The sequence below is a fragment of the Serpentinimonas sp. SSL01 genome (assembly GCF_056323735.1).
Genome location: NZ_CM150487.1, coordinates 908,671 through 930,626 on the forward strand (window position 1 = coordinate 908,671; position 21,956 = coordinate 930,626).

Genomic DNA, 21,956 nt, shown 5'->3' on the forward strand with positions numbered 1-21,956 from the left:
AGGGTGCATCAATGCAGCAAAGCCTGAGCGAACTCCCGCGCATCAAAGGTTTGCAAGTCGGCCAGTTGTTCGCCCACGCCGATGAAGTACACCGGCACCACGGCGCCGCGCTCGCGCCCCCAGGTGGCGATGGCGGCCAGCACGCCACCCTTGGCGGTGCCGTCGAGCTTGGTCACCACCAGCCCGGTCAGACCCAACGCGGCATCGAAGGCCTTGACCTGCGCCAGCGCGTTCTGCCCGGTGTTGCCGTCGATCACCAGCAGCACCTCGTGCGGCGCGCTCGGGTCGGCTTTCTGGATCACGCGCTTGATTTTTTTGAGCTCCTCCATCAGGTGCAGCTGGGTCGGTAGGCGCCCGGCGGTGTCGATGATCACCACGTCGCGCCCGCGCGCCCGGCCGGCCGTGACGGCGTCGAAGCTCACCGCCGCCGGGTCGCCGCCTTGCTGACTGATGACCTCGACCGTATTGCGCGCCGCCCAGACCCCGAGCTGCTCGCGCGCGGCGGCTCTAAAGGTGTCGGCGGCGGCCAAGAGCACGCTGGCGCCGGCGTTGGACAGGTGCCAGGTGAGCTTGCCGATGGTGGTGGTTTTGCCGGCGCCGTTGACGCCAGCGATCATCAGCACCGTGGGGCCGTCGGGCTGGGCGCCGATGGGCAGCGACTGCTGCAAGGGACGCAGCAAGTCGGCCAGCGCCGCGGCCAGCAGCGCCTTGACGGCGGCCGGGTCGGTGGCCTTGCTGGCCTTGACGCGCAGGCGCAAGTCGTCGAGCAGATACTGGGTGGCCTGCACGCCGGTATCGGCTTGCAGCAGCGCGGCTTCGAGCTCTTCGTACAGCGCCTCGTCGATCTGGGTGCCGATGAACACGCTGCCGATGCTGCTGCCGGTCTTGCGCAAGCCCGACTTGAGGCGCTCAAACCACGAGGGGCGGCTGAGGTCAGCGGCGGGCGCGGAGGGGCTGGGTGGGGGGGCTGGGTCGGCGCTGCTTGGGGCTGCGGTGGGCGCTTGTTGCGCCTCGAGCGCGGCTGCATGGGGCGCTGCAGCCGGCGGCGGAGGCGCATCGGCCGGCGCGGCGGGCTCTGGCGCGCCAGAGAAAAATTTTTTCTTCAGGTAACTGAACATGGGGCTCGCTTAGGTGTCAACGCCAAAGCGGGTGTAAAGACACGCGCCGGCTCTGCGGGGCCGTCTCTGATGGACAATCCCAACCATGCATTCTATGAAACCTGTTTGGCCCAAGCGTTTTTTTGCGCGTTGCGGGCATTGGATGGCGTCGTTCGCAGCGTTGGCCGCGCTGCTGCTGGCGCCGCTGCCGTCCCTAGCCCAAGCGCAGCCAGCGCCAGCGCCTGAACAGGTAGCAACAGCGCCCAGTTCGGCCTCGGCCTCAAGCGCAGCGCAGCAGTTCACACTCGCCAACGGCCTGACGCTGATCGTGCTGCCCGATCGGCGCGCGCCCACGGCGCTGCAGATGCTGTGGGTGCGCGCCGGCTCGATGGACGAGGTCGATGGCCAGTCGGGCCTGGCGCACGTGGTCGAGCACATGCTGTTCAAGGGCACGCCCACGGTGCCCGAGGGCGAGATCTCGCGCCTGGTGGCGGCCATGGGCGGGCGCGACAACGCTTTCGTGAGCCGCGACGTCACCTCCTTTCACCAGCAGATTCCGGCGGCGCGCTTGCCCGACGTGATGCGCCTAGAGGCCGACCGCTTTGCCCACAACACCTGGCCCGATGAAGCCTTTTGGCGCGAGATGCAGGTCATCAAAGAAGAGCGGCGCCAGATGGTGGAGGAGTCGGCGCAGGCGCGCATGTTCGAGGTCTTTATGGCCAGCGCTTGGCTGGCGCACCCGTACCGGCGCCCGATCGTGGGTTGGATGAGCGATCTGCTCTCGCTCCAGCCCGCTGATGCGCGCGCTTTCTACCAGCGCTGGTACGTGCCGGGCAACGCGGCGCTGGTGGTGGTCGGTGACGTGGAGGTGGCGCAGGTGCGCGCCTGGGCCGAGCGCTACTTTGGTGCCCTGCCAGCACGCGCCGTGCCCGAGCGCAAGCCGCAGACCGAGCCCGAGCAACGCGGTACGCGCCGCATCGAATACCTAGGCCGCACCGACCGGCCCTTGCTCGTCATGGGCTACCAGGTGCCACAGCTGGCGCACCCGGATGCCACCGACACCGCCAGCACCGACGCGCTGGCGCTGCTGCTGCTCGCCGGCGTGCTCGACGGCCACAGCGCGTCGCGGCTGGAACGCCAGCTGGTGCAAGGTGCGGTTGGGCGCCGGGTGGCGCTGGAGGTGAGCGCGTCTTTTGGCTACCTGGGGCGCGGGCCGCAGCTGTTTTTGCTCTCTGGCACCCCGGCGCCCGGGGTAAGCCCGGCCGAACTCGAAGCGGCGCTGGTGGCCGAAATCGCGCGCGTGGCGCTTGAGGGCGTGAGCGAGGCCGAGCTGCGCCGGGTGCGCAACCAGTGGCTGGCGGCCGAGGTGTTTCAGCGCGACTCGCTCTTTGCCCAAGCGCGGCTGCTGGGCAGCTACTGGGCCCAAGGCTGGCCGGTGGACAGTTCGGAGCGCATCATGCAGCGCCTGAGCGCGGTCACGCCGCAGCAGGTGCAGGCCGTGGCGGCGCGCCATTTTTCGCCCCAGCGGCTCACCGTCGGGCTGTTGTTGCCGGAGCAAGCACCATGAAAACCCTTGGGTTGCGATGCGGGCCATGGGCCGTCATTCTGGGGGCCATGTGGCTCGCCTTGGCCGTGCCGGGTGCCGCCCAAGCCGCCCCGGCCATCGAGCACTGGGTGCAGCCCAGCGGGGCGCGGGTGCATCTGGTGCAAACTGCGGCTTTGCCCATGCTCGATGTGCAGATCGACCTCGACGCCGGCAGCCGCCGTGACCCAGCACCCCAGGCCGGGCTGGCGCAGACCACGGCGGCGTTGTTGCGCGCGGGCGTGCAGGCGCACGGCGAGCGCGCGGCGCTGGACGAAAACGCCTTGGCCGAAGCTTGGGCCGACCTTGGGGCCCAGTTCAGCGCCAGCGCCACGCGCGACCGCCTGAGCCTGCGCTTGCGCACCCTGACGCAACCCGACTTGCTGCAAGCGACTCAAGATTTGCTCGCGCAGCAGCTGGCCGCTCCGGCCTTTGCCGCGCCGGTGTGGCAGCGCGAGCGCCAGCGCTGGGTGGCGCGCTGGCAGCAGGGCCAAACCGAGCCCGAGGTGCTGGCCGAGCAGCTGCTGCACGCCGCCGTCTATGGCGCGCACCCCTACGGCCAGCAAGCCCGGCCCGAGACTTGGGCCGCCATCGAAGCCGAACATGCGCGCGCCTTTTGGCAGCGCCACGCCCAAGCCTGCAGCGCTCGCGTCACGCTGGTGGGCGCCATCAGCCGCGAGCGCGCCGATGCGCTGGTGCGCGAGCTGCTGGCCGGCTGGCAGGGCCACGGTTGCACCGCGCTGCCGCCCGTGCCCGAGGTGCAGGCGCTGGCGCAAGGACGCCTGATTGAGCAGCCCTTTGCAGTCGCACAAACCCAAATCCTGATCGGCCAGCCCGGCTTGGCGCGGCGCGATCCCGACTTTTTGGCCTTCATGGTGGCCAACCAGATTTTGGGCGGCAGCGGCTTTAGTTCGCGCCTGATGCAAGAGGTGCGCGAGCGCCGCGGCCTCACCTACGACATCCACAGCCGCTTCGTGCCCGGCCGCCACGCCGGCGCCTTTGTGGTGGCCACCACCACCCAGCCGCAGCGCGCCGCGCAGGCGCTGGCGTTGGTGCAAGAGGAAATTCGCCGCTTTGTGGCCGACGGGCCGACGCAAGCCGAGATGGAGCACGCCCAAGCGGCGTTGATCAACGGCTTTGGGCTGCGCCTAGACAGCAACCGCGAGCTGCTGCAAGAGGTGGCGGCGCTGGCCTGGCACGACCTGCCACTGGACGATCTGCAAACCTGGGGCGCGCGGGTGGCGGCGCTGGAGCGCGCGCAGGTGCACCGCGCCCTGCAGCGCGTGCTGCAGCCCGAGCGCATGGTGACGGTGGTTTTTGGGGGGCCGGCACCATGAGGCGAGCGCAGCCTGTGGGCCAGCCCGCCCGGCAAGCCGCCCCCCTTGCCGCCCGTTCACCTTCCCAGCCCGCCGGCACGGTGCGCCTGATCGGTGGCCTGTACAAGCGCAGCAAGCTGACGGTAGCCAACCATCCGGGTTTGCGCCCAACGCCGGATCGGGTGCGTGAAACGCTCTTTAACTGGCTGGGGCAAGACCTGCAGGGGCTGCGCTGCCTCGACGCCTTTGCCGGCACCGGGGCGCTGGGCCTGGAAGCAGCCTCGCGCCGCGCGAGCGCGGTTTGCCTGCTGGAGCGCGACCCGGCGCTGGTGCAGGCGCTGCGCTCCACTGTGCAGCGCCTTGGGGCCGCGCAGGTGCAAGTGCAGCAAGCCGATGCGCTGGCTTGGATGGCGGCAGCCACGCCGGGCGCGTGGGATGTGGTGTTTCTGGATCCGCCTTTTGCCGCAGCGGCCGGGGGCGATAAGGCCAGCCCGCAAGGCTCAAGGGGTGGCGCAGCCGGCACGGATCAAGCAGACGCAGCGGTGGGCGGGAGCGTATTCGCGCGCGCTCTAGCCCTTGCGCGGCCGCTGCTGGCGCCAAACGGCCTCGTGTACCTCGAAGCCCCGCTGCCTTGGAGCGACGCCATGCTCGAGCCCTTGGGTCTGCGCGTGCAGCGCCAAGGCCGGGCCGGGCAGGTGCACTACCATTTGCTGGCTGCAGCGCATAATCATGCCCCATGAGCCGCTCTGCATCCACCAAAGCCGCCGCCAAAGCCGCTGCCAAGCCCACCTCTGAGGCGCGGCTGGCGGTCTATAGCGGCACCTTCGACCCGCTTACCCTGGGGCACGAGGACGTGATCGCGCGCGCCGCGCGCCTGTTCGATCAGCTCATCGTGGCCGTGGCTGCGGCGCACCACAAAAAAACCCAGTTCACGCTCGAGCAGCGCCTGAGCTCGGCGCGCCAGAGCCTGGCCGAATGGCCCCAAGTGCGCGTGCTGCCCTTCGATGGACTGATCATGGACTTTTGCCGCCAGCACGGCGCCACGGCGGTGGTGCGCGGCATCCGCAACGCCAGCGACTTCGACTACGAGGCCCAGATGGCTGCCATGAACCGCAAGCTGCTGCCCACGGTCGAAACCGTGTTCGTGCTGCCGCAGCCCGAGTTGCAGTGCATCTCCAGCACCTTGGTGCGCGAGATCGCGCGCTTGGGCGGCGATGTCTCGGCGCTGGTCAACCCGGCGGTGGCGGCGCAGTTGCGCAGCGCCCACAGCGCCGCGCTGCATTGAGGGGGCGGCGCGCATGGCCCTAACCATCACCGCCGAGTGCATCAACTGCGACGTCTGCGAACCCGTGTGCCCGAATCAGGCGATTTCGATGGGCCCAGACTTCTACCAGATCGACCCGGCGCGCTGCACCGAATGCGTGGGCCACTACGATCAGCCCCAGTGCGTCGAGCTCTGCCCGGTGCAGTGCATTCCGGTGCACCCGCAGCACATCGAAGACCGCGCCAGCCTAGAGCGCAAATACCGGCGCTTGACGGCGGCCAGCAGCCCCTGCGGCGCTTGACGCACCCTAAAAAGGCCCCAATGGGGTTTAACGGGGTTTACGGGTTTTAACGGGCATTAACATGCCGCTAATGCGCCACCGGTGGCGGCAAGCGCGGTGGCTTGGGGCGCACCGGTTTGGAGGTGTGTATGGCCGCAGTGGCGCGCTCCACCTGGCCGGCCAGCAGATCAGGCAGGGAGGCCAGCGAGCGCTCGATCGCTGTGTCGATGGCGCTGCGGTGCTCGGGGGCCGGTTTTTTGAGCACCCAGTGCACGACCTCGGCTTTGTGGCCGGGGTGCCCGATGCCGATGCGCAGCCGCCAATAATCGGCGCTGCCCAGTTGGGCGTGGATGTCGCGCAGGCCGTTGTGACCGGCGTGACCGCCGCCGCGCTTGAGCTTGACCTCGCCCGGGGGCAGGTCGAGTTCGTCGTGGGCGACCAGAATCTGCTGCGGCTCGATCTTGTAAAAACGCGCCAACGCCGCCACCGCTTGGCCGCTGCGGTTCATGTAGGTGCTGGGTTCGAGCAGCCAAAGCGTGTGCTCGCCCACCTGGGTGCGAGCGGCACGGCCAAAAAAGCTGCGCTCGGGGCGCAGCTCGGCCTTGAGGGCGCTCGCAGCCGCCTCCAGCCACCAAGCACCCGCGTTGTGGCGCGTGTCGTGGTATTCGGGCCCGGGGTTGCCCAGGCCCACCAACAGCTTGACCATGAGCGCAGCTGCGCAGCCGGCTGCGGCTTACTTCTTCTTCTTGGCTTTTTTGTCGCCAGCCGCAGAGGCCACCGGGGCGATGATGACCTCTTCCACCGGCTCGACCAAGGTGGCCAGCGTCGGGTTCGGTTTGCCGTGCGTGACCAACTTGACGCCCACGGGCAGCTTGAGGTCGTTGGCGTGGATGGCTTGGCCCTTGACGGCTTGGCCCAAATCGACTTCGATGAACTCGGGCAACTGGATTGCCAGGCACTCGATCTCGACTTCGGTGAGCACGTGGTTGACGGTGCAGCGGTCGATCTTCACGGCCGGCGAGGTGTCGGCGTTGATGAAGTGCAGCGGCACCTTTTTGTGCAGGCGCGTTTTGTCATCGACGCGCTGAAAATCCACGTGCAGCACCAGCGGCTTGAAGGGGTGGTACTGCACGTCGCGCAGCAGCACTTTATGCACCGCGCCGCCCAGCTCCATGTCCAGCACGCTGGCGTGGAAGCTCTCTTTGTGCACCGCGTGCCAGAGGGCGTTGTGGTCGAGCTCGATGGCGATGGGTTGTTGCTCACCACCAAAGACGATGGCCGGCGTGCGGCCCGAATTGCGCAGACGGCGGCTCGCACCCGTACCCTGCGTGTTGCGCTCAAAAGCGACAAATTTCATGCTCTAACTCCTGCTAGGGCCCGGCCGCGACCAGCGCTGAACCCTGATTGTAAAAAACGCCTCGCGCCCAAAAATCGGGCGCTGGCGCTGACGGTGCTTGCCGTTGCCGCTGGCGGGGATTAGTCGCTGTCGGAGTCGGCAAACAAACTCATGACCGACTCGCCGCTGGCGATGCGCACGATGGTTTCGGCCATCAGCGGTGCCACGGAGAGTTGGCGGATTTTGGGGCAGGCCTGCGCGGCCTGGCTCAAGGGGATGGTGTTGGTGACCACCACCTCGTCGAGCGCGTTGCCCTTGGCGATGCGCTCGATCGCCGGGCCCGAAAAAATGGCGTGGGTGCAGTAGGCATAGACGCTCTTGGCGCCGCGCTCTTTGAGCACCTCGGCGGCCTTGGTCAGGGTGCCGGCGGTGTCGATCATGTCGTCCATGATGACGCAGTTGCGGCCTTCGATGTCGCCGATCACGTGCATCACTTCGGACACATTGGGCTTGGGCCGGCGCTTGTCGATGATGGCCATGTCGCAGTCGAGCTGCTTGGCCAGCGCTCGCGCACGCACCACGCCGCCCACGTCGGGCGAGACCACGAGCAGGTTTTCGTAATTCTTGGCGCGCAGATCGCTCAGCAGCACCGGCGAGGCGTAGATGTTGTCCACCGGGATGTCGAAGAAGCCCTGAATCTGGTCGGCGTGCAAGTCCATGGTCAGGACGCGGCTGACGCCCACCACTTGCAGCATGTTGGCCACCACTTTGGCGCTGATCGGCACCCGGCGCGAGCGCGGACGCCGGTCTTGGCGCGCGTAGCCGAAATAGGGGATGACGGCGGAGATGCTGACGGCCGAAGCGCGCTTGAGCGCATCGACCATGATCAGCAGCTCCATCAGGTTTTCGTTGGTGGGCGCGCAGGTGGACTGGATGACGAACACGTGGCGGGCGCGCACGTTTTGTGTGATCTCGACCGTGACTTCGCCGTCGGAGAAGCGCCCGATGCTGGCCGCACCGAGCGGCGACTGGAGGTGCTGCGCGATTTCGGCCGCCAATACCGGGTTGGAGTTGCCGGTAAAGATCATGAAATCCGGTGCGTGCACGGGGGTTTGAATTTGCATGGAAAAACCGGCGCAGATAGATGTATTTGGCAGGGGAGGAAGGATTCGAACCCTCGAATGCCGGAATCAAAATCCGGTGCCTTAACCAACTTGGCGACTCCCCTACACGGGTAACAAACCGAAGGCTTGCCACCGAATGCAGTGCTGGAACTGTAGCTTCGTGCTGAACTTTAACCAGCTTCTTGCTGAACAGAGCTTGCGATTATAGCCGTAAAAACCGCTATGAGCGCTTGCACCATCCAAACAACGGATGTTCCTGCAAATTGCTGCTACACCTAGCGACCCAGTGCCCGGGCAGGTCGGCAACGCTGTATTGCGCATTGCAGCCTGGCGCCAAGGGCGCAAACACCGCGCTGCCCGAGCCGCTCATGCGCGCATCGAGCCCGTGCTTGGCCATCCAGCGCAGGCCCAGAGCGATGTCGGGGCACAGCTTGATGGCCACAGGCTGCAAATCGTTGCCTTGCAGCCCAGCCCTACAGCTTGCAGCAAAGTCTTCGATTCTAGCGCGGGGTGTATCCCTTTTCAGGGACGGGTGCGAAAAAATATCTGGGGTTGAGGCCCCGCTGGGGGGTTTGAGCACCAGGTAGCGCGCCGGCTGCAGATCGATGGGCTGCAGCGTTTCACCGATGCCTTCGACCCAGGCGTTGCGCCCGCCCAGAAAAAACGGCACGTCGGCCCCGAGTGTGAGGCCGATGCGCTGCAGGTCGGCCCCATTCAGCCCCAAGCCCCAGAGGCGGTTGAGCGCGAGCAAGGTGCTGGCGGCGTCGGACGAGCCGCCACCCAAGCCGGCTTGCTGCGGTATCTGTTTGTCGAGCGCGATCTGTGCGCCCCACGTGCAGCCGGTGGCGCTTTGCAGCGCCCGCGCGGCGCGCAGCACCAGGTCGTTGGCTGGCAGGGCTTGCCCGGGCTTGAGGTCTGGGTTGAGGTCTGGGTTGAGGTCCAAGCGGCTGATCTGGCCGCTGCTGAGGCGCTCGAAGTGCAGGGTGTCGCACCAGTCGATGAGCATGAACACCGACTGCAGCAGGTGGTAGCCGTCGGCGCGCCGGCCCACGATGTGCAAAAACAGGTTGAGCTTGGCCGGGGCGGGCACGTCGAGCAGCTGGCGCAGAGTCATGGGGAGGCAGATGGTGAGTCAGAGGCTGAGTCTCAATGCAGGATCAAGCGCAGCTCGACCGCCGGCGTGGGCAGCCAGCGCCGCGCCTGCAGGCGGCCTTGGGCGTGGCGCGACAGATCGGCCTGCCAGCCTTCGATCTGGGCCTGCTGCCCGCGCAGCCAAGCAAACAGGGCCGGCAGCGGCAGCGCGACACCGGTCAGGGCGGCGCTGAGCTCGTCCATGTGGGCATAGACGCTGCTGCGCCCGTTGTGCAGCAGCAGCGCCTGCTGGGCATCCCATTGGGCGTGCGCCAGCCTTTGCCCTAGGGGGCTGGATAGGCTGAGGCTGCCGCTGTCGGCGTTGCCCCAGAGCTCAAAGTTGGCGCTGAAGTGCTGCACGGGGTCGGTTTCGATGGTCAGCGCCAAGCGTCCGCTCCAGTGGCTGCGCTCGGGTTCGGGCTTGGGCACGACCTCGGCACCGGGTTTGGCCTGCATGGTGCTTAGGGGTTCCTGCGTGGGCAGCTCTTTGCTGGGCGGCTCTTGATTGGCTGGGCGCAGGGGCATCGGGCTGGCGCAGCCCGCGAGTGCGGTCAGCGCACCCAAACCCAGCGCAAGCACGCACCGGCGGGATCGGTTCATGGCTGGGCCTGCAGCCGGCGCAGGGTTTGCAGCAGGGTGTTATTGTCGGGGTTGATCTCCAGCCCCAAGCGCCAAACGGCCAGCGCCTGCTCGCGCTGCCCCAGCACCCAGTGCACCTCGCCCAAGTGGGCGGCGATCTCGGCGTCGGGCAGGCGCTCGAAAGCCTTTTTCAGGAAGCGCAGCGCTTCGGCGTGGTTGCCTAGGCGGAACTCGACCCAGCCCATGCTGTCGAGGATGTAGGCGTCGTTGGGGTCAACCGCCAGCGCTTTTTCGATCAGCGAGCGCGCCTCTTGTAGGCGCAGGTTGCGGTCGGCCAGTGAGTAGCCCAAGGCGTTGTAGGCGTGGTGGTAGTCGGGATGGCGCTGCATCAGCAGGCGCAGCATCTGCTCCATGGCCTCGTACTGGCCGGCGCGCTTGGCGGTGAGGGCTTTTTCGTAGAGCAGGTCGGGGTCGTCGGGGAATTGCTGCATCGCAAGGCCATAAATTTGCAGCGCCTGTTCGTACTGGCCGATGTCGCGCAGCAGCTGGGCTTCGGCCACCAGCTTGCGCCGCGCTTGGGCGTCGTCTAGTTCGGGTTGCTCGCGCAGCAGTTGCCGCGCCGCCTCGACTTGGCCTTGGCGCGCCAGCAGGTGCGCGCGCCGCAGTTGCAGCGCAAAACCGGCTTCCTCGGGGTTGGGAATGCGCTCGAGCCAAGCTTGGGCAGCAGCCCAATCGCGCTGCCATTCGGCCAGTTGGGCCAGGTGCAGGTAGGCTTGGGTGCGGCCACGAGCCGCCTGTTCGGCTGGCTGGCCGGGGGCCAGTTCGAGGTAGCGCAGCAGGGCCGTGCGGGCCGGGCCGGGCCGGCGCGAATTGGTCTGCAAGATGCCTTGCAGCAGCCAAGCCGAAGCCAGGTCGGGGGCGCGCTCGGTCAGCAGGCGCAGTTCGCGCTGGGCGTCGGATACGCGCCGCAGCTCGAGCAAGCGCTGCACGTAGGCGAGGTGGAGGTCGTGGCGCTGGTCTGCCCCGGCGGCGTCGGTGCGCTCGAGGTAGGCGCGCAGCAGCGCCTCGGCCAGTACGCTTTGGTGTGGCAACAGATCCAGTGCCAAGGTGGCGCCGTGCACCGAATCGGCCTGCAGCCGCAGCGCCTGTTGCGCGGCTTGCAGCGCCGCCCGGTGGTCGCCCTGCAGCAGATCCATCCGCCCCAAGGCGGCGTGCGCGGTGGCTGCAGTGGCGGGGTCGGCCAGCGCCGCTTGCAGCGCTTCGTGCACCACACGCCGGGCGGCGACCCGGTCGCTCAAACGGCCCAGCGTGGCCGGGATGGCGCTGATGATGTCGTGGCGCCGCTCGATCGGGGCCATCTGGATCAGGCGCTGCAACACCGGGCCGATTTCGCCCGGGCGGTTGAGAGCCAGCAAGATCTGCAGCTGAAAGCGCAGCGGCTCATCGCTGCCTGGAAAGGCGCGCGACCAATCGCGGGCGGCGTTGAAGGCGGAATTGCCGGCCCGGCTTTGCAGCGCCATGTCAACCGCACGCCTGAACAGCTCCGGGCGCTGTAGGCGCACGGCGGCGTCGAGCATGAGGGAGTGCGCGCCGCCCGGGTCGCCGCGCTGGAATTTGAATTCGGCCAGCAGCAGCTGGTAGAAGGTGTCGGCATCGAGCGCGGTGGGCGGGCCGGGAAACTGCAGCTCGAGCGCGGGCGCGCTCGGCTGGCTGGCCGGTTGCGTGGCCGGTTGCGCAGCCGCCGGGCCGTACCCTAGGCCGAGCAGCAGGGCCGCCAAAACGGCGATCCAGCCAAATCGCCGTCGGATGGCCTTGCCCACAAAGGCGGCGGCAGTAGCAGAAGCAGGGGTAAAGGCCAAGCGCATGATCCCATGATAATTGATGCGCTGGCGCCCAGCGTCGCTGGGTGGCAATTCTGCAGCCCGGCCGCAACAGCTGTCATTTGTGTTGGATGGATGCCATCTCTAACTTGCCCGAACTTGCACCATGCCCGAACTGCCTGAAGTCGAAACCACGCGCCTGAGCATTGCCGAGCGGCTGCAGGGCGCCCGCATCGAGCGCATCGAGGTGGGCAAGGCGCTGCGATGGCCGCTTGGGGTGGCGCCCGAGGCGCTGCTGCAACGGTGCGTGCGCGGTGTGCGGCGGCGCGGCAAGTACCTGTTGCTCGATCTGGACCACGGTTTGCTGCTCGTGCACTTAGGGATGTCGGGCAGCCTGCGTCTGGCCGCGGCTATGCCGCCCCGAGGTCCGCACGACCATTTCGATTTGCACACCAGCCTGGGCGTGCTGCGCCTGCACGACCCGCGCCGCTTCGGGGCGGTGGTCTACGCCGAGGGCGAATCCGACCCGGTGGCGCGCAAGCTCTTGGGCAAGCTCGGGGTGGAGCCGCTCTCGGGGGCCTTTGAGCCCGAGGCCTTTTATGCCGCCTTGCGCCAGCGCCGCGCCAGCATCAAACAGGTGCTGCTGGCGGGCGCGGTGGTGGTGGGGGTCGGCAACATCTACGCTTGCGAGGCGCTGTTTGTGGCGGGCATCCGACCCACGGCGGTGGCGGCGCGCCTGAGCCGCGCGCGGGTGCAGCGGCTGCATGCCGCGATCGTGCAGGTGCTGCAACAGGCGCTGCAAGCCGGTGGCAGCAGCTTGCGCAACTACTCCAACGCCGACGGGCAGAGTGGCCACTTTCAACTGCAAACCCAAGTGTATGACCGCGCCGGGGAACCGTGCCGGGTCTGTGGCCGCCCGATCCGGCTGCTGCGCCAGGCCCAGCGCTCGAGCTATTACTGCGCGCAGTGTCAAAAAGCCTGAGCCTTCCAACGCAGATCAGCCGCTGCAGTGCCGCCAGTGCTATATTGCCCCCCATGGAATTTATCCAACAATTCGATCTCCACAGCCGGTGGCGCCAGCAGCGGGCACAAGATTTGGCCCGGCTTGGGCAGTGGCTCGCCGGCCACGAGCTGCTCGACGACGGCGCGCGCGCGCGCTTGGCCCACCTGCAGTCCCAATTTGCCAGCGACCGGGTGATGGTGGCTTTCGTGGCCGAGTTTTCACGCGGCAAGTCGGAGCTGATCAACGCTATTTTCTTTGCTGGGTACGGGCGGCGCATCATGCCCGCCAGTGCCGGACGCACCACCATGTGTCCAACCGAACTGGGCTACGAAGCCGGGTTGCCGCCCTGCTTGCGCCTGCTGCCGATCGAGACCCGCATGCAGGCGCAATCGCTGCTCGAGTGGCGCAGCGCCCCCGATCAATGGCAGCGCATCGACCTCGATGTCAATCAGCCCGAGCAACTCGCGCAAGCCATCGAACAGGTGGCGCAGACGCTGCGGGTATCGGTCGAACAGGCGCGAGCGCTCGGTTTTTGGCACGAGGACAACCCCCAGGACAACCCGGCGCCCGGCCCCGATGGGCTGGTGGAGGTGCCGCGCTGGCGCCACGCCCTCATCAACATGGCGCACCCCTTGCTCAAGCAGGGTTTGGTGATCGTCGATACGCCGGGCCTGAACGCGATCGGTACCGAGCCCGAGCTCACGGTCGGTATGCTGCCCCAGGCGCATGCCGTGGTGTTTATTTTGGCGGCCGACGCGGGGGTGAGCAAGTCCGATCTGGCGATCTGGCGCGAACACCTAGCACCCACAGCCGAGCGCGGCGAGTCGCGGCTGGTGGTGCTCAACAAAATCGATGTGCTCTGGGACGAGTTGAGCAGCCCGCAAGCCGTCGAGGCGCAGATCGAGCGCCAGCGCCTGCACAGCGCCGAGGTGCTCGGTCTGCAAGGGCGTCAGGTGTTTGCGGTATCGGCCCACAAAGGCCTGCTGGCCAAGGTGCGCCAAGATGCCCAACTGCTGCAGCAAAGCCGCTTGCCCGAACTCGAGCGGGCCTTGGCTGATGACGTGCTGGGACAACGGCGGCGCCTGTTGCAATCAACTTTGCAGCAGGCAGTGCAGCAGTTGCGTATCGAAGTCGAGCGCCAGCTGCTGGTGCGCAGCCACGAAATCGAAGAGCAAGTGCAAGAACTGCAAGCCTTGCGTGGCAAAAACGCGACGGTGATCCGGCAGATGCGCGCCCGCATCGAGCTCGAGCAAGCCGAATTTGACCAGAGCGCACTGCGCATACAAACTGTGCGTTCGGTGCACCTCAAGACGCTGCGGCTGCTGTTTGCCCAGCTTGGCAGCAACCAGATCAAGGCCGAAGTGGCCGAGTTTGCTCAGGCGCTCAAGCAGCCTGGAGTCAAATTGGGCGTGAAAACGATCTACAAAGACACCTTCGCGCGTTTGCGCGGCGGCATGTCCCAATCGCAGCACTGGGCCAACGAGGTGCAGGACATGCTCTCAGGCATGTTTCGCAGCCTCAACGCCGAATATGGTTTTACTCTGCAGACACCGCAGCGGCTGGATCTGACCCGCTTTGTGCGGGAGATCGATGGCATCGAGAGTGCACACTTGCAGTATTTGGGATTGACCAATCTGCTGCGGCTCACCCAGGTTGGATTTTGCGAGCGGCTGGCCAAAGCGGTGCTGTCGAGCTTGCGCAAGCTCTATGAGGAAGCCTCGAGCGAAGCCGAAATCTGGAGCAAAACCGCAGCCTCGCAGCTCGATGGTCAGTTGCGCGAGCGCAAGCGCAATTTTGCGCGCCGCATCGAAGCCGTGCACCGCATCCAAGAGGCTGCAGGAAGCTTGGATGAGCGCATCAACGAACTGCTGGCCCGCCAAGCCGAGGTCGAGGCCGAGCTTGCGCGCTGGCTGCAGTTGTGCGCTGAAGCGGTTCAACCTGACGCAGACGGGGCCTCTTTAGCGTCTGACATTGCCGCGCCGGATACCCCTTTGGTGCCACTGGCCGATAAAGCGTTGTCTACAGCAACAAACTAAAGCTGCGCGGATGGCGCAAGCGCTGTTTTTTGACGCGCTGGTGGCGTGGCAGCGGCGCTTGGGCCGCCACCACCTGCCGTGGCAAGGCACGCGTGATCCGTACCGGGTCTGGCTGTCGGAGATCATGCTGCAGCAAACCCAAGTGGCGACTGTGCGCCCCTACTACGAGCGCTTTGTACAGCGCTTCCCCGATGTGTGGGCGCTGGCGCAGGCCGAACCGGACGAGGTGCTGGCGCATTGGAGCGGGCTGGGCTACTACAGCCGGGCGCGGCACTTGCATGCCTGTGCACGACTGGTGGTGCAAGAAGGTGGGCGCTGGCCGGGCAGCGCGGCCGAGCTGCAGCGCCTGCCCGGCATCGGGGCCAGCACGGCGGCGGCGATAGCGGCCTTTTGCTTCGGCGAGCGGGTTTCCATTCTGGACGGCAACGCGAAGCGCCTGCTGGCGCGGCTGTTGGCCTTTGGGGGCGATCTGGCGCACGCGCCCACCCAGCGCACGCTGTGGCAGCAGGCCCAAGGGCTGCTGCCTGAAAATGCCAGCGCCACCGACATGGCCGCCTACACCCAAGGCCTGATGGACTTGGGGGCCCAAATCTGCACCCGCAGCAAGCCGCGCTGCACCGAATGCCCGGTGGCTGCGCTGTGCCTAGGGCTGGCGCAGCAACGCGTGGCCGAGCTGCCGCACAAGTCGCGCCGCAGCCCGCGCCGGCTCGAGGACTGGTGGCTGCTGCTGCTGCGCCGCGCCGACGGGGCCATTTGGCTGCAGCAGCGCCCGCCGCGGGGCATCTGGGCCGGCTTGTACGCGCCGCCGGTGTTGGCCACGCAGCAGGCCGCGCTGCAAGCGCCACCCGGTGTGCGCGCGGGGCAAGCGCCCACCCTGCATCCGGTCATCTCGCACAGCCTGACGCACCGCGAACTGCGCCTGCACCTGGTGCAGTGGCAGTGGGGTACAGACTTGCAAGAGCCCGCATTGGGGCCGGGGCGCTGGCTGCAGTCGCTGGGGCAGCCGCTGGTGGCGCTGCCAGCCCCGATCCGCACCTGGTTGCTCGAACACCTACCGCCTGCTGCCGGTGCAGGCACGGGCTTGCAAGTTTAAGGGTGGTGCTGCAAGGCGTCGAGTTCGCGGTGCCGCACCTGCACGCTGGCCAGTTCGGCAAAGCCCTGCGCCAAGCGTTCCACCAGATAGACCGAGCGGTGCTGCCCGCCGGTGCAGCCGATGGCCACCGTCACGTAGCTGCGGTGGTCGGCTTCTAGGCGCGGCAGCCAGCGCCGCAAAAACGCTTCGATCTGCTCTTGCATCGCCGTCACTTCGGCTTCGACCTGCAAAAACTGCGCCACCGCCGGGTCGCGCCCGGTCAGCAGACGCAGTTCGGGTTCGTAGTGCGGATTGGGCAGCATGCGCACGTCGAACACAAAATCGGCATCCATCGGCACGCCGCGCTTGAAGGCGAAGGACTCGAACACCAACGTCAAGCGGGCCGGGGGCAGTTGCAGCAGCGCCTTGACCGTGCTGCGCAGGTGCGCGGCCTTGAGTTGGCTGGTGTCGAGCACTTGGGCCTGCTCGCGCAGGTCGCTGAGCAGCTCGCGCTCGAGCTCGATGGCATCGGCCAAGGCGCGGCGCTGGTCGCTGCTGTCTTTGAGCGAGAGCGGGTGCAGGCGCCGGGTTTCGGAGAAGCGGCGCACCAGCGTTTCGGTGCTGGTGTCAAGAAACAGCACGGTGAGCGGCAGGCCACGGGCGCGCAGCTGGCGCAGCCGCAAGGGCAGGGTGGGCAGCGCGCGGGCGCTACGCACGTCGATGGCCACCGCCACGCGCTCGGTGGCTTCGGCCTGCTGCAAGGCGACCAGCGGCTCCAGCAGATCGGGCGGCAGGTTGTCCACGCAGTAAAAGCCGGCGTCTTCGAGCGCGTGCAGGGCCACCGATTTGCCCGAGCCCGACATGCCGGTGATCAGGACGAGTTGCACAACAGCTCCTGAGCGTGCGCCAAGGTGGTGTCGGTGAGCTGCTGACCGCCGAGCATGCGCGCCACTTCGGCCACCCGCTGCGCACCGTCCAGGGGCTCGATCTGGCTGCTGCTGCCGTGCGCGTCTTGCCCTTTGCTCACGCGCAGGTGCTGGTGCGCGCAGGCCGCCACTTGCGCCAGATGGGTCACGGCCAGCACCTGCCGGTCGCTCCCCAAGCGGCGCATGAGCTGGCCCACGGTGTGCGCCACCGCGCCGCCGATGCCGCTGTCCACTTCGTCAAAGATCAGCGTCGGGGCGCTGCCGACCTCGCTGGTGCAGACCGAGATCGCCAGCGCGATGCGCGACAGCTCGCCCCCAGAGGCCACCTTGCCCACCGGGCGCGGGGTGCTGCCGGGGTGCGCAGCCACCAAAAACTCGACTTGGTCGAGGCCGTGCGCCTGCGGCTCGGGCAGGGCCTGCAGCCGCACCTCGAAGCGCCCGCCGGCCATCCCCAAGCCCTGCATGGCTTGCGTAATGGCGTGCCCAAGCCGCGCCCCGGCCTCTAGGCGCAGGCTGCTCAGGCGCTCGGCCTCGGCGCGAAAGCGCGCTTGCGCTTGGTGTTCGGCCTGCTCCAGCGCCGCCAGATCGGCGTTGCGCTCGAGCTCGGCCAGCGCCTGGCGGCAGCCTTGCAGCCGCTCGGCCAGCGCCTGCGGCTCGCAGCGCAGGCGCCGCGCCAGCGCCAGCCACAGGCCCAAGCGCTGGTCCAGCGCCTGCAGCGCCGCCGGGTCGAGCTCGCTGCGCTGGGCGTGCTGCTGCAGGTCGTGGCAGGCGTCATCGACCTGCGCCAGCGCGCTGCTCAGCAGCTCGGCCAGCCCCTGGTAGCGCGGCTCCACGTGTTGCTGCGCTTGCAACGCCTGCGCGGCGCGGTAGAGCAGGGTGCGGGCACTGGCTTCGTCTTCGCTCAGGCAGTGCAGCGCCGTTTGCGCCGCCTCGAGCAGTGCTTGCGCGTGCGCCAGCCGCCCGTGCTGCAAGTTGAGGTCTTCCCATTCGCCGGGCAACGGGGCCAGGCGCTCGAGCTCGGTGAGTTGCCATTGCAGGCGTTCGCGCTCTTGTTGCAGCTGGCTTTGCTGCGTGCGCGCCTGCTCGAGGCTGCGTTGCGCGGCGCGCCAGTCGCTCCAGAGCCGGCGCAAGGCGCGTGCGTCGATGCGGGCGTAGTCGTCGAGCAGCTGGCGCACGGCTTCGGGCCGCGTCAGGCGCTGCCAAGCGTGCTGGCCGTGGATGTCGAGCAGCAGCTCACCCAGCTCGCGCAACTGGGTCGCGCTGGCGGTGCTGCCGTTGATCCAGGCGCGGCTGCGGCCTTGGGTGTCGAGCTGGCGCTTGAGCCGCAAGGGTTCGCCCGGCTCGCCCTCGAAGCCCTGCTCGGCCAGCCACTCGCGGGCCGCCGCCGTGGGCTCGAATTCGGCCACCACCTCGGTGCGCGCCGCGCCCTCGCGCACCACGGCGGCGTCGGCGCGCGCGCCCAGCGCCAGCTGCAGGGCGTCGATGAGGATCGACTTGCCGGCCCCGGTCTCGCCGGTGAGTACGGTAAAGCCTTGGTTCAAATCCAGTTCCAGTTCGCGCACGATCACGAAATCGCGCAGCGCCATGCGTTGCCAGCTCAACCCACGCCCCCTTCATTCCAGTGCAGCTTGCGCCGCAGGGTGTCAAAATAACTCCAGCCCAGCGGGTGCAACAGGCACAGTTGGTGCGCCGCGCGCCGCACCACAATGCGGTCGCCGTGCAGCAGGCTGGTGAAGCTCTGCATATCAAAGTGTGCGCTGGCGTCGCGCCCCGAGACCACCTCGACCGCGATTTCGCCGCTGGCTGGCAGCACGATCGGGCGGTTGGTGAGCGTGTGCGGCGCGATCGGGGCCATGATCCAGCCGTCGATGGCCGGGTGCAGCAGCGGCCCGCCGGCCGACAAGGCGTAAGCGGTGCAGCCCGTGGGGGTGGCGATCACCAAGCCGTCGGCGCGCTGCTTGGCCACGAAATGGCCATCGACCTCGACCCGCAGCTCCACCATGCTGGGGGCGCTGCCGCGGTTGACCACCACATCGTTCATGGCGATGGTTTCGAACACGCACGAGCCGTCGCGCCAGACGCTGGCGTGCATCAGCGCGCGCCGGTCTTGCTCGTACTGGCCATGCAGAATGGCCTGCAAAACCGGGGCGTAGCCCTGCCACGGGATGTCGGTGATAAAGCCCAGGCGGCCTTGGTTGATCCCCACCAGGGGCACTTGCTGGCGCGCCAGCTGGCGCCCGATGCCCAGCATGGTGCCGTCGCCCCCGAGCACCAGCGCCAAATCGCAGTGCCGGCCGATCTCGTTTACATCGAGCACCGGGTAGGGTTCCAGCCCGGTGTTGAGGGCAGTTTCGCGCTCCAGGCTCACGGCGCAGCCCTGATCGAGCAAAAAATGCACCAAGGTGTCAATGATGTCGCGCGAACCCAGTGCGTTGTACTTGCCGATCACCGCCACGTGGCGAAAGCGCAGCTCTGCAGCTGGCGGCGGTGCAGCAGGGGTTGAGGCGTGCTGATTCATGTGCAAATTAAAGCACAAGCCCATTAAAATCTTCCTCATGCTCGATGACCGCTCCAAGCACCTGCTCAAAACCCTAGTCGAGCGCTACATCGCCGACGGCCAACCGGTGGGCTCGCGCACCCTGTCGCGCGCGGCCGGGCTGGAGCTCTCGCCCGCGACCATCCGCAACGTCATGAGCGACCTCGAGGATCTCGGCCTGATTGCCAGCCCGCACACCTCGGCGGGCCGGGTGCCCACCGCGCGCGGCTACCGGCTGTTTGTCGATACCATGCTCACCGCCCGGCGCGACGAGCTACCCGCCGCGGAGTCCATGCCAACCGCAACCTTGCAAGGCGAGCAGCCGCGCCAAGTGCTCAACCAAGCGGCGCAGCTGCTCTCCAGCCTGTCGCACTTCGTGGGCGTGGTGCGGGTGCCCAAGCGCGCCAGCGTCTTTAGGCACATCGAGTTTTTGAGCCTGTCGCAACGGCGCGTGCTGGTGATTCTGGTCTCGCCCGATGGCGAGGTGCAAAACCATGTCATCCACACCCAGCCCGAGTTTGAGCAAAGCCAGCTGCAAGAAGCGGCCAATTTTCTCAACGCCCACTACGCCGGCCTGACGCTGAGCGAAGTGCGCGACCGCCTGCGCACCGAAGTCGAGCGCCTGCGCGGCGAGATCGCCGCCCTGATGCTGCAAGCGGTGGAGCTGGGCACCGAAAGCGAGGCGCAGCAAGACGCGGTGCTGGTGGCCGGCGAGCGCAACCTGTTGTCGGTGAGCGATTTTTCGCACGACCTAGGGCAGTTGCGGCGGCTCTTTGACATTTTCGAGCAAAAAACCCAGCTTATGCGGTTGCTCGACGTGTCGCACCAGGCCGACGGGGTGCGGATCTTCATCGGCGGCGACAGCCAAGGCGTGCCGTTCGAAGATTTGTCGGTGGTCAGCGCGCCCTACACCGTCGATGGCGCCGTGGTCGGCACCCTGGGCGTGATCGGTCCGCAGCGCATGCCCTACGAGCGCATGATCCAGATCGTGGATATCACCGCCAAGCTGCTGGGCAACGCCCTGAGCCATCCGCGCTAGGGGTTTCGTAGCCCGCCCTGAGAGGCCAGCCCCTTGGTGTGACCCTATGCACGCCTGTGCCGTTGCGGGTATCGGCGCTTGCTTGGCCGCTTGTCTGGTCGCTTTCGGATGCAGTAAACTCCCAAGCTCTGGGCCTCTAGCTCATGCTTGGTTAGAGCAGCGGACTTAAGCTGCGCCGCCCTGCGGTTCGCAAGAATACGGGCGGCGCGAATGTGGGTTGCCGGCGGGTAAGTTCACTCTGCCTGCCGGTAGAACTGCTCAAATTCGGGGAAACCTCTGCCGCGCAGGCGTGGCGATCCCGAGCGAAACTCCCCCTAGGGGGGAGGACGTGTAGAGACTGTACGGGCAGGTCGTAACGACAAGAGACAGTCCAGACCACAAACCCGAAAGGGGTGGCGAAAGCCATAGCTGGTACGCATAATCCGTTGGTGCCGTGTTCGACTCACGGGAGGCCCACCATTTTTCAGCGTCACCCTTGAGCCGCCAGTGTACGCACAGCTAAGGCGTTGCCCTATTATTCAGGCCTTCAACTAAAAATTGGGCAGAGAGCTGAGCGCCGTATGAAATGCTTTAGACCCTGACCGACCCCAGTCTGTTTGATAATACTGATTTTGAGGAGTGAGCCGATGCAGCGTAATCGCGCCAGCGGTGGGTCGGGTGTGGAGTCCAATGACTATCTTGAACGACTTGGGTGGCCGACCCAACTGCTGCGCAAGCTCATGTTCGTCGATTTGCCCATTAAACGCAAGTTTTTGCTGCTCGGGGTTGGCACTCTGTTCTGGTTTTGCGTGCTGTCGTTCACGGCATCACGACAGTGATCGGGCAGATCGACGCGCTGAGCACCGGCGATGTGGATTTGAGCAAAAAGGTCGTCATCCGCACCGACGACGAAATCGGCCAACTGTCCGACAAGTTCAATCAGCTGGTCGAGCGCGTCTATGGCATGACGGTGTACAAAAAAGTGATCGAAGACGACACCACGCTCGAAGACGTGTATCGGCGCTTCGAGCCCGACCCCGGCTTCGGCCACGTCTGCACCCCCATGCTGGCTGGTGGGCACACCATCGGCGTGGCGCAGATGCGCTTTGCCATCGATGCCAACGGCGCCGCGCTAGACGCGGGCATGAGCAAAAAACTGTTCAGCGCCAACACCTACATCGAGCAGTCGATCTCGGTGCTCGAGGCCAAGCGCCTGATGGCGACGCTGCGCGAGTCGGCCATGATCGACCCGCTCACCGGGCTCTACAACCGGCGTTTTTTGCAAGAGCACACGCAGCAGATCATCAGCGGTGTGTTGCGGCGCAAGACCCAAATCGGCCTGCTGCTGTGCGACCTCGACTACTTCAAACAGGTCAACGACAGCTATGGGCACGACGTGGGCGACTTGCTGCTCAAGCAAACCTCGCAGACCCTGCGCAGCGCCGTGCGCGACTCCGACATCGTGATCCGCTTTGGCGGCGAGGAGTTTTTGGTGCTGCTGATCGACGTCTGCCCGGGCGACTCCATGGCCGTGGCCGAAAAAATTCGCCTCGCCATCGAGCAGATGAAGGTCACCATCAACGGCGAGACGCTGCGCAAGACCATCTCGGTCGGGGTCAGTGAATTCCCCGGCGACACCGACGGCTTCTGGCAGGCGATCAAATACGCCGACGTAGCCCTGTACCAGGCCAAAGACCAAGGCCGCAACCGGGTGCTGCGCTTTGCCCCCGAGATGTGGCAACAGGGCGAGTTTTGAAGTTTGCTCGGGGCTCAGAGGCTCAGACGCAGCCGCTGAGGCTTCAGCATCTTTCGGCGTAATGGGCGCCAAGTTCAGGT

The 21,956-nt window shown here is 66.8% G+C and carries 21 protein-coding genes and 1 tRNA gene; 11 read left to right on the plus strand and 11 right to left on the minus strand.

The window, feature by feature from the left end:
- Positions 1 to 8 precede the first annotated feature (8 nt).
- Entirely contained in the window at positions 9 to 1,118 is a 1,110-nt protein-coding gene (ftsY, locus tag ACVMK0_RS04395) for a signal recognition particle-docking protein FtsY (protein ID WP_476464429.1), read from the minus strand.
- Positions 1,119 to 1,260: 142 nt separating this feature from the next.
- Between ftsY and ACVMK0_RS04400 the strand changes: the two genes are divergently transcribed.
- From ACVMK0_RS04400 to ACVMK0_RS04420, 5 genes are read left to right on the plus strand one after another with little or no spacing between them, the layout of a single operon-like run.
- A complete protein-coding gene (locus tag ACVMK0_RS04400; protein WP_476464430.1) occupies positions 1,261 to 2,664 on the plus strand; it encodes a M16 family metallopeptidase in 1,404 nt (467 codons plus the stop codon).
- Between the two features lie 47 nt (positions 2,665 to 2,711).
- A complete protein-coding gene (locus ACVMK0_RS04405; protein WP_045535336.1) occupies positions 2,712 to 4,016 on the plus strand; it encodes a M16 family metallopeptidase in 1,305 nt (434 codons plus the stop codon).
- Positions 4,013 to 4,735 (plus strand): 16S rRNA (guanine(966)-N(2))-methyltransferase RsmD, encoded by a 723-nt coding sequence (gene rsmD / locus ACVMK0_RS04410; protein ID WP_476464431.1) that lies wholly within the window; start codon positions 4,013 to 4,015, stop codon positions 4,733 to 4,735. The genes ACVMK0_RS04405 and rsmD overlap by 4 nt, the downstream gene beginning before the upstream one ends.
- Positions 4,732 to 5,280, plus strand: coding sequence for a pantetheine-phosphate adenylyltransferase (coaD, locus tag ACVMK0_RS04415; RefSeq protein WP_476464432.1), 549 nt, complete (start codon positions 4,732 to 4,734; stop codon positions 5,278 to 5,280). The genes rsmD and coaD overlap by 4 nt, the downstream gene beginning before the upstream one ends.
- Positions 5,281 to 5,293: 13 nt before the next feature.
- Positions 5,294 to 5,560, plus strand: a complete 267-nt coding sequence (locus tag ACVMK0_RS04420; protein ID WP_045535340.1) for a YfhL family 4Fe-4S dicluster ferredoxin — start codon at positions 5,294 to 5,296, stop codon at positions 5,558 to 5,560.
- A 67-nt stretch (positions 5,561 to 5,627) separates the two neighbouring features.
- Here ACVMK0_RS04420 and pth read toward each other — a convergent pair whose 3' ends face one another.
- From pth to ACVMK0_RS04455, 7 genes are all read right to left on the minus strand, one after another.
- Positions 5,628 to 6,245 carry an aminoacyl-tRNA hydrolase gene (pth, locus tag ACVMK0_RS04425; RefSeq protein ID WP_045535342.1) on the minus strand — a complete coding sequence of 206 codons (618 nt, stop codon included), beginning with the start codon at positions 6,243 to 6,245 and terminating at the stop codon, positions 5,628 to 5,630.
- Positions 6,246 to 6,272: 27 nt separating this feature from the next.
- A complete protein-coding gene (locus tag ACVMK0_RS04430) occupies positions 6,273 to 6,896 on the minus strand; it encodes a 50S ribosomal protein L25/general stress protein Ctc (RefSeq protein ID WP_476464433.1) in 624 nt (207 codons plus the stop codon).
- A 119-nt stretch (positions 6,897 to 7,015) separates the two neighbouring features.
- Positions 7,016 to 7,999: a ribose-phosphate pyrophosphokinase gene (locus tag ACVMK0_RS04435; protein ID WP_476464434.1), complete on the minus strand. Its 984-nt coding sequence runs from the start codon at positions 7,997 to 7,999 to the stop codon at positions 7,016 to 7,018.
- A gap of 27 nt (positions 8,000 to 8,026) precedes the next feature.
- Positions 8,027 to 8,103 (minus strand) — tRNA-Gln (locus ACVMK0_RS04440).
- Between the two features lie 116 nt (positions 8,104 to 8,219).
- The gene (gene ispE / locus ACVMK0_RS04445) at positions 8,220 to 9,107 is read right to left on the minus strand and encodes a 4-(cytidine 5'-diphospho)-2-C-methyl-D-erythritol kinase (protein WP_034113036.1); all 888 of its coding nucleotides are present in this window, start codon (positions 9,105 to 9,107) and stop codon (positions 8,220 to 8,222) included.
- 38 nt (positions 9,108 to 9,145) lie between these two features.
- Positions 9,146 to 9,730, minus strand: a complete 585-nt coding sequence (locus ACVMK0_RS04450; RefSeq protein WP_082027226.1) for a lipoprotein insertase outer membrane protein LolB — start codon at positions 9,728 to 9,730, stop codon at positions 9,146 to 9,148.
- Positions 9,727 to 11,574, minus strand: a complete 1,848-nt coding sequence (locus tag ACVMK0_RS04455) for a tetratricopeptide repeat protein (RefSeq protein WP_476464435.1) — start codon at positions 11,572 to 11,574, stop codon at positions 9,727 to 9,729. Before ACVMK0_RS04455 ends, ACVMK0_RS04450 begins: the two co-directional genes overlap by 4 nt.
- A gap of 121 nt (positions 11,575 to 11,695) precedes the next feature.
- Here ACVMK0_RS04455 and mutM point away from each other — a divergent pair, with 121 nt between their 5' ends.
- From mutM to mutY, 3 genes are read left to right on the plus strand one after another with little or no spacing between them, the layout of a single operon-like run.
- Positions 11,696 to 12,511 (plus strand): bifunctional DNA-formamidopyrimidine glycosylase/DNA-(apurinic or apyrimidinic site) lyase, encoded by an 816-nt coding sequence (gene mutM / locus ACVMK0_RS04460; protein ID WP_476464436.1) that lies wholly within the window; start codon positions 11,696 to 11,698, stop codon positions 12,509 to 12,511.
- Between the two features lie 53 nt (positions 12,512 to 12,564).
- Complete coding sequence (locus ACVMK0_RS04465; RefSeq protein ID WP_045535349.1) at positions 12,565 to 14,568, plus strand: dynamin family protein; 2,004 nt, start codon at positions 12,565 to 12,567, stop codon at positions 14,566 to 14,568.
- A 10-nt stretch (positions 14,569 to 14,578) separates the two neighbouring features.
- Positions 14,579 to 15,661, plus strand: a complete 1,083-nt coding sequence (gene mutY / locus ACVMK0_RS04470; protein WP_476464437.1) for an A/G-specific adenine glycosylase — start codon at positions 14,579 to 14,581, stop codon at positions 15,659 to 15,661.
- On the opposite strand, the gene rapZ is transcribed toward mutY, so the two are convergent.
- From rapZ to ACVMK0_RS04485, 3 genes are read right to left on the minus strand one after another with little or no spacing between them, the layout of a single operon-like run.
- A complete protein-coding gene (rapZ, locus tag ACVMK0_RS04475; protein WP_432715198.1) occupies positions 15,658 to 16,527 on the minus strand; it encodes an RNase adapter RapZ in 870 nt (289 codons plus the stop codon). The genes mutY and rapZ overlap by 4 nt on opposite strands.
- Positions 16,512 to 18,167, minus strand: a complete 1,656-nt coding sequence (gene recN, locus ACVMK0_RS04480) for a DNA repair protein RecN (protein ID WP_476464438.1) — start codon at positions 18,165 to 18,167, stop codon at positions 16,512 to 16,514. Before recN ends, rapZ begins: the two co-directional genes overlap by 16 nt.
- Positions 18,164 to 19,084, minus strand: coding sequence for an NAD kinase (locus tag ACVMK0_RS04485; RefSeq protein WP_476464439.1), 921 nt, complete (start codon positions 19,082 to 19,084; stop codon positions 18,164 to 18,166). The genes recN and ACVMK0_RS04485 overlap by 4 nt, the downstream gene beginning before the upstream one ends.
- A 37-nt stretch (positions 19,085 to 19,121) precedes the next feature.
- Between ACVMK0_RS04485 and hrcA the strand changes: the two genes are divergently transcribed.
- From hrcA to ACVMK0_RS04500, 3 genes are all read left to right on the plus strand, one after another.
- Positions 19,122 to 20,141 carry a heat-inducible transcriptional repressor HrcA gene (gene hrcA / locus ACVMK0_RS04490; protein ID WP_476464440.1) on the plus strand — a complete coding sequence of 340 codons (1,020 nt, stop codon included), beginning with the start codon at positions 19,122 to 19,124 and terminating at the stop codon, positions 20,139 to 20,141.
- Between the two features lie 626 nt (positions 20,142 to 20,767).
- Entirely contained in the window at positions 20,768 to 20,959 is a 192-nt protein-coding gene (locus tag ACVMK0_RS04495) for a hypothetical protein (RefSeq protein WP_476464441.1), read from the plus strand.
- Positions 20,926 to 21,876: a sensor domain-containing diguanylate cyclase gene (locus ACVMK0_RS04500; protein ID WP_476464442.1), complete on the plus strand. Its 951-nt coding sequence runs from the start codon at positions 20,926 to 20,928 to the stop codon at positions 21,874 to 21,876. Before ACVMK0_RS04495 ends, ACVMK0_RS04500 begins: the two co-directional genes overlap by 34 nt.
- The last annotated feature ends 80 nt before the right edge of the window (positions 21,877 to 21,956 follow it).